We start from the raw sequence: 5,198 nt of genomic DNA, 5'->3' as shown, positions 1-5,198 counted from the left end.
CGCCGCACGGAGCATCTCGCGCGACCTCGGCGCGCCGACCTGGCCGCCGCGCCCGCCCGCTCCGGCGGGGTGACGCGGCGGCCGACCCGAACCGACCGACCTCGGGTCAGTCGTGCTGGGGGAAGCCCAGGTTCAGCCCGCCGTGGCTCGGGTCGAGCCAGCGCGACGTGATCGCCTTCTCCTGCGTGAAGAAGTCGAAGCCGCGCGGGCCGTAGGCCTTGGCGTCGCCGAAGAGCGAGTCCTTCCATCCACCGAACGAGTGGTAGGCCACGGGCACGGGGATCGGCACGTTGATGCCGACCATGCCGACCGTCACCTCGCGCTGGAAGCGCCGCGCGGCACCGCCGTCGTTCGTGAAGATCGCGGTGCCGTTGCCGTAGCGCGACGAGTTGATCAGCTCGAGGCCCTCCTCGTAGCCGTCGACCCGCACGACCGAGAGCACCGGTCCGAAGATCTCGTCGCGGTACACGGCCGACGACGTCGGCACCTTGTCGATGAGCGTCGGGCCCATCCAGAACCCGTCGGGCTCGCCGTCCACCTCGGGGTCGCGGCCGTCCACGACGACGGATGCCCCGTCCTCGCCGGCCACGTCGAGGTACCCGGCGACCTTGTCACGGTGCTCGCGCGTGATGAGCGGACCCATGTCGCAACCGCGGGTGCCGTCGCCGGTGACGAGCCGCGACATCCGCTCGCTGATCTTCTCGACGAGCTCGTCGGCGATCGAGTCCACCGCGACGACCGCCGAGATCGCCATGCAGCGCTCGCCGGCCGAACCGAACCCGGCGTTCACGGCCGCGTCGGCCGCGAGGTCGAGGTCGGCGTCGGGAAGCACGAGCATGTGGTTCTTCGCGCCGCCGAGGGCCTGCACGCGCTTGCCGTTGGCCGTCGCCGTCGCGTAGATGTAGCGCGCGATCGGGGTCGAGCCCACGAACGAGATCGACCGGACGGTCGGGTGCTCGAGCAGCGCGTCGACGGCGACCTTGTCGCCGTGCACCACGTTGAAGACGCCGTCGGGCAGCCCGGCCTCCTGGAACAGCCGCGCGAGCCAGACCGAGGCCGACGGGTCCTTCTCCGACGGCTTCAGCACGACCGTGTTGCCCGTCGCGATCGCGAGCGGGAAGAACCACAGCGGCACCATCGCCGGGAAGTTGAACGGGCTGATGATGCCCACGACGCCGAGCGGCTGGCGCAGCGAGTAGACGTCGATGCCGGTCGAGACGTTCTCGGAGTACTCGCCCTTCGTGTACGCGGGCATCGCGCAGGCGAGCTCGACGACCTCGAGGCCGCGCGCGATCTCGCCCGCGGCGTCGCCGAGGACCTTGCCGTGCTCGCTCGTGAGGATCGCGGCGAGCTCGTCGGTCCGCGACGCGAGCAGCTCGCGGAAGCGGAACATGACCTGCTGCCGCTTGGCGATCGACGCGTCGCGCCATGCGGGGAAGGCCCGCGCGGCGGCCTGCACCGCGGCATCCACGTCGTCGGTCGACGCGAAGCGCACGCGCCGCTGCTCGACGCCGTGCGCGGGGTTGTAGACGGGTCCCGTGCGGTCGGAGTCGCCCGAAGCCGGGCCGCCGTCGATCCAGTGCTCGACGACGTCTGCGGCCTGCGTGCCCTCGGCGCTGGGGGCGGTCTGGGTGTCGGTCATGGTCTCGTTCCTTCCGAATCGAGGTGTCCGGGTCGTTTCGTAGGGGTGGTGGGTGCCGCGGCGCCCCGGACGGAGGCCGCGGCATCCGTCTCACACGTCGACGGTGCCGAGCACCTCGTCGTAGATCGCGGTCGCCTGCTCGACCTCCTCGGCCGTGACCACGCAGGGCGGCACGACGTGGATCCGGTTCTCGGCGACGAACGGCAGCAGGCCCCGCTCGACCAGCGCGCCCTTGATGCGCCCGACCTCGGCGGCGGGCAGCGGCGCGCGCGTCTCGGGATCGGCGACGAGGTCGAGCGCCCAGAAGACGCCCTCGCCGCGCACCTCGCCGATCACGGCGTGCTTCTCGGCGAGCTCCGTGAGGGCCGGGGCGATGGCCTCGGCCCCGACCCGGCGTGCGTGGTCGACGATGCCCTCGGACTCCATCGCGTCGAGCGCCCCGACGATCGAGGCCATCGCGAGCGGGTGGCCCGAGTAGGTGAGCCCGCCCGGGAAGATCCGCTCGTCGAAGTCGGCGGCGATCTCGTCGGAGATGACGACGCCGCCGACGGGCACGTAGCCCGAGTTGACGCCCTTCGCGAAGCTGATGAGGTCGGGCCGCACGTCGTAGCCGTCGAACGCGAACCAGCGCCCGGTGCGCCCGAAGCCGCACATCACCTCGTCGAGGATGAGCAGGATGCCGTGGCGGTCGCACAGTTCGCGGACGCCGGCCAGGTAGCCGGGCGGCGGCACGAGCACCCCGGCCGTGCCGGGCACGGTCTCGAGCAGCACGGCCGCGATCGTCGCGGGGCCCTCGGACTCGATGATGCGGCGCAGGTGCTGCAGCGCGCGCTCCGACTCCTCCTCGGGCGCCGTCGCCCAGAACTCGGAGCGGTACAGGAACGGCCCGAAGAAGTGCACGTGTCCGCGCGCGAACTCGTTCGGGATGCGCCGCCAGTCCCCCGTCGAGACGATCGCGGCGCCGGTGTTGCCGTGGTACGACCGGTACGTCGAGAGCACCTTGTCGCGGCCGGTGTGCAGGCGCGCCATCCGGATCGCGTTCTCGTTCGCATCGGCGCCGCCGTTGGTGAAGAACACCTTGGACATGCCGCTCGGGGCATGCGACACGATCCGCTTCGCGGCCTCGCCCCTGGCGAGGTTCACGGTCGGCGGGCCGATGGTGGTCAGCAGCTCGGCCTGCTCCCGGATCGCCGAGACGACGGCCGGGTGCTGGTGGCCGATGTTGACGTTGACGAGCTGGCTGGAGAAGTCGAGGTACTCCCGGCCCGAGTGGTCCCAGACCCGCGTGCCGCGGCCGCTCGCGACGACGAGCTGCGGGGGACTCCCCTGCGCCGACCAGGAGTGGAAGACGTGTTCGGCGTCGAGCTCGCGCGCGAGCGCGTCGAGGTCGGCGGTGAGGTTCTCGGTCATGGGCGTCGTCGCCTTTCGTGGGGTGGATGCCGCGGGGCGGGGCGTGCGGGCCGCGCCCCGCGGCATCCGTCTGCTAGTTGCCGCCCTCGTTGAGGGTGACCTCGATGGGCTCGTAGTCCTCGCCCTGGATGTCGACGCCGTCGGCCTCGAGGTTCGCGATGGCCTCGTCGACGTACTCGTTGGTGTACGACCCGTCCGGCGGGTCGGTCGTGATGACCTGCGCGCCGTCCTGGTTCTTCGTCATGAGGGCCATCTCGACGGTGGCGTCCCACTGGTCCTCGTTGATGTGGCCGATGCCGCTCGTCGAGGGCCAGATGAGCTTGTTGATCTCGTTGGCCATCCACAGCTGGTGGCTCGTGCCGAGCGTCGACCCGGCGGCGGTCACCGCGTCGGCCGCGGCCTGCGGGTCGTCGCGCTGGTCGATCCAGCCGAGGATCGCGCCCTGGATGAGCTTGACCGCGGTCTCGGCGTACTCGGGGTCGGACTCGAGCCGCTCGCTGTTGGCCCAGATCGCGTCCTGGAGCATGGCCGTGCCGACCTCGTTCCAGTCGATGACCGAGAAGTCCTCGGGCTGGTAGAGCTCGCCCGTCTCGGGGTTCACGGCCTCGAGCAGCTGCGCGTACTCGTTGTAGGTCATCGCCTGCGCGGCGTCGATCTCCTTGTTGAGCAGCGCGTTCATGTCGAAGTTCTGCTGCACGATCGTGTAGCCCGACGCGTCGACCTCGGTGAGGCCCGCGAAGAGCTCCCACTCGTTGCCGAAGCCCCAGCTGCCGATCTGCTTGTCCGAGAGGTCCTCCGGCCCCTCGATGCCGCTGTCGGCCCACGCGACCTGCAGCGTGCCGCTGCGCTCGAAGATCTGCGCGATGTTCGTGATGTTCGCGCCGGCCTCGATCGAGGCGAGCGCCTTCGGCACCCACGCGATCGCGAAGTCGACGTCGCCGGCGGCGAGCACGTCCTGGGGCACGATGTCGACGGCGCCCGGGATGATCTCGACGTCGAGGCCGAGCTCCTCCCAGTAGCCGTTCGCCTCGGCCAGGTAGTAGCCGCCGAACTGGGCCTGCGTGAGCCACTGCAGCTGCAGGGTCACGGGGGTGAGCTCGCCGTCGGCGGTGTCGCCGCCGTCGCCCGAGTCGCTGCTCCCGCTGGAGCAGCCGGCGAGCACGAGCGCGGTCGCGGCTGCTGCCGCCGCGCCCGCGAGGATCCGGTTGCGCTTCATGTGCATTCCTCTCTTGGTGGTGGTGCTCGTGGTGCGGTTCCGACCGGCGGTGCCGGTGGCTGGGGCCGGACGGCGTCGGCCGGCGGGGTCGGGGTCATCGGTGGCGCGAGGCGATCCTCTCGACCAGGCTGGTGAGGACGAAGAAGACGAGGCCGAGCAGGATGGCGCCGATGACGAACGCCCACGCACGGGCGTACGCGCTCGATGCGGCGGCGGTCGTGATCGCCGAGCCGAGGCCCTGGCGCGGCCCGCCGAAGTACTCGGCGACGAGGGCGGAGATGACCGCGAGCGACGAGGCGATCCGGAGGCCCGTGAAGAAGTGCGGCAGCGCCGACGGGATCGTGACGAGCCGGGTCAGCTGCGACGGCGTCGCCGCGTACGACCGCATGAGGTCGCGATGCACGGGCCGCACCTGCCGGAGTCCGCGCAGCGTGTTCAGGAACACGGGCACGAACGCCGCGATCGACGCGATCAGGATGCGCGCCACCTCCGACGTCGAGCCGAACAGCGTGTAGAACACCGGGGCGAGTGCGACGATCGGCACGACCGCGACCGCGGCGACGACGGGCGCGAGCATGCCGTCGATCGGCCTGGCGACGGATGCCGCGATCGCGAGCAGCACGCCGATGACCGCGCCGATCAGGAGGCCGATGAGCGCGTTCAGGCCGGTCGCGAGGGTCGCCGCGAGCACCTGCGGGGCGTACTGCACGAGCTGGTCGAAGATCGCGGAGGGGCTGGCGAGCACGAACGGCGGGATGCCCGCGGCGACCACGACGAGCTCCACGAGCACCACGACCACCACGAAGAGGGCGATCGGCGGCAGCACGAGCTTCGCGAAGCGCGCGAGCGGGCCGTCGCCGGCGGGGCGACGGCGGCGCGACGGGGCGGATGCCTCGAGCCCGGGCATCGCGACCGTCGGGTCCGCCTGCG

4 protein-coding genes are annotated in these 5,198 nt (G+C 71.5%); all 4 read right to left on the bottom strand.

Annotated elements, in window-relative coordinates:
• Positions 1-106: 106 nt before the first annotated feature.
• Positions 107-1,642 (bottom strand): CoA-acylating methylmalonate-semialdehyde dehydrogenase, encoded by a 1,536-nt coding sequence (locus ESO86_RS11135; RefSeq protein ID WP_129235013.1) that lies wholly within the window; start codon positions 1,640-1,642, stop codon positions 107-109.
• A 90-nt stretch (positions 1,643-1,732) separates the two neighbouring features.
• Complete coding sequence (locus ESO86_RS11130; protein WP_129235011.1) at positions 1,733-3,052, bottom strand: aspartate aminotransferase family protein; 1,320 nt, start codon at positions 3,050-3,052, stop codon at positions 1,733-1,735.
• A 73-nt stretch (positions 3,053-3,125) separates the two neighbouring features.
• Positions 3,126-4,268, bottom strand: coding sequence for an ABC transporter substrate-binding protein (locus ESO86_RS11125; RefSeq protein ID WP_129235009.1), 1,143 nt, complete (start codon positions 4,266-4,268; stop codon positions 3,126-3,128).
• A gap of 94 nt (positions 4,269-4,362) precedes the next feature.
• Positions 4,363-5,198: ABC transporter permease (locus ESO86_RS11120; RefSeq protein ID WP_340638848.1), on the bottom strand; the 836-nt coding region annotated here is incomplete at its 5' end.

Origin of the sequence: Agromyces binzhouensis (genome assembly GCF_004135055.1) — a bacterium.
GTDB lineage: Bacteria > Actinomycetota > Actinomycetes > Actinomycetales > Microbacteriaceae > Agromyces > Agromyces binzhouensis.
The sequence above is the reverse complement of the archived record's forward strand: the minus strand, read 5'-3'. Positions and strand labels throughout refer to the sequence as shown.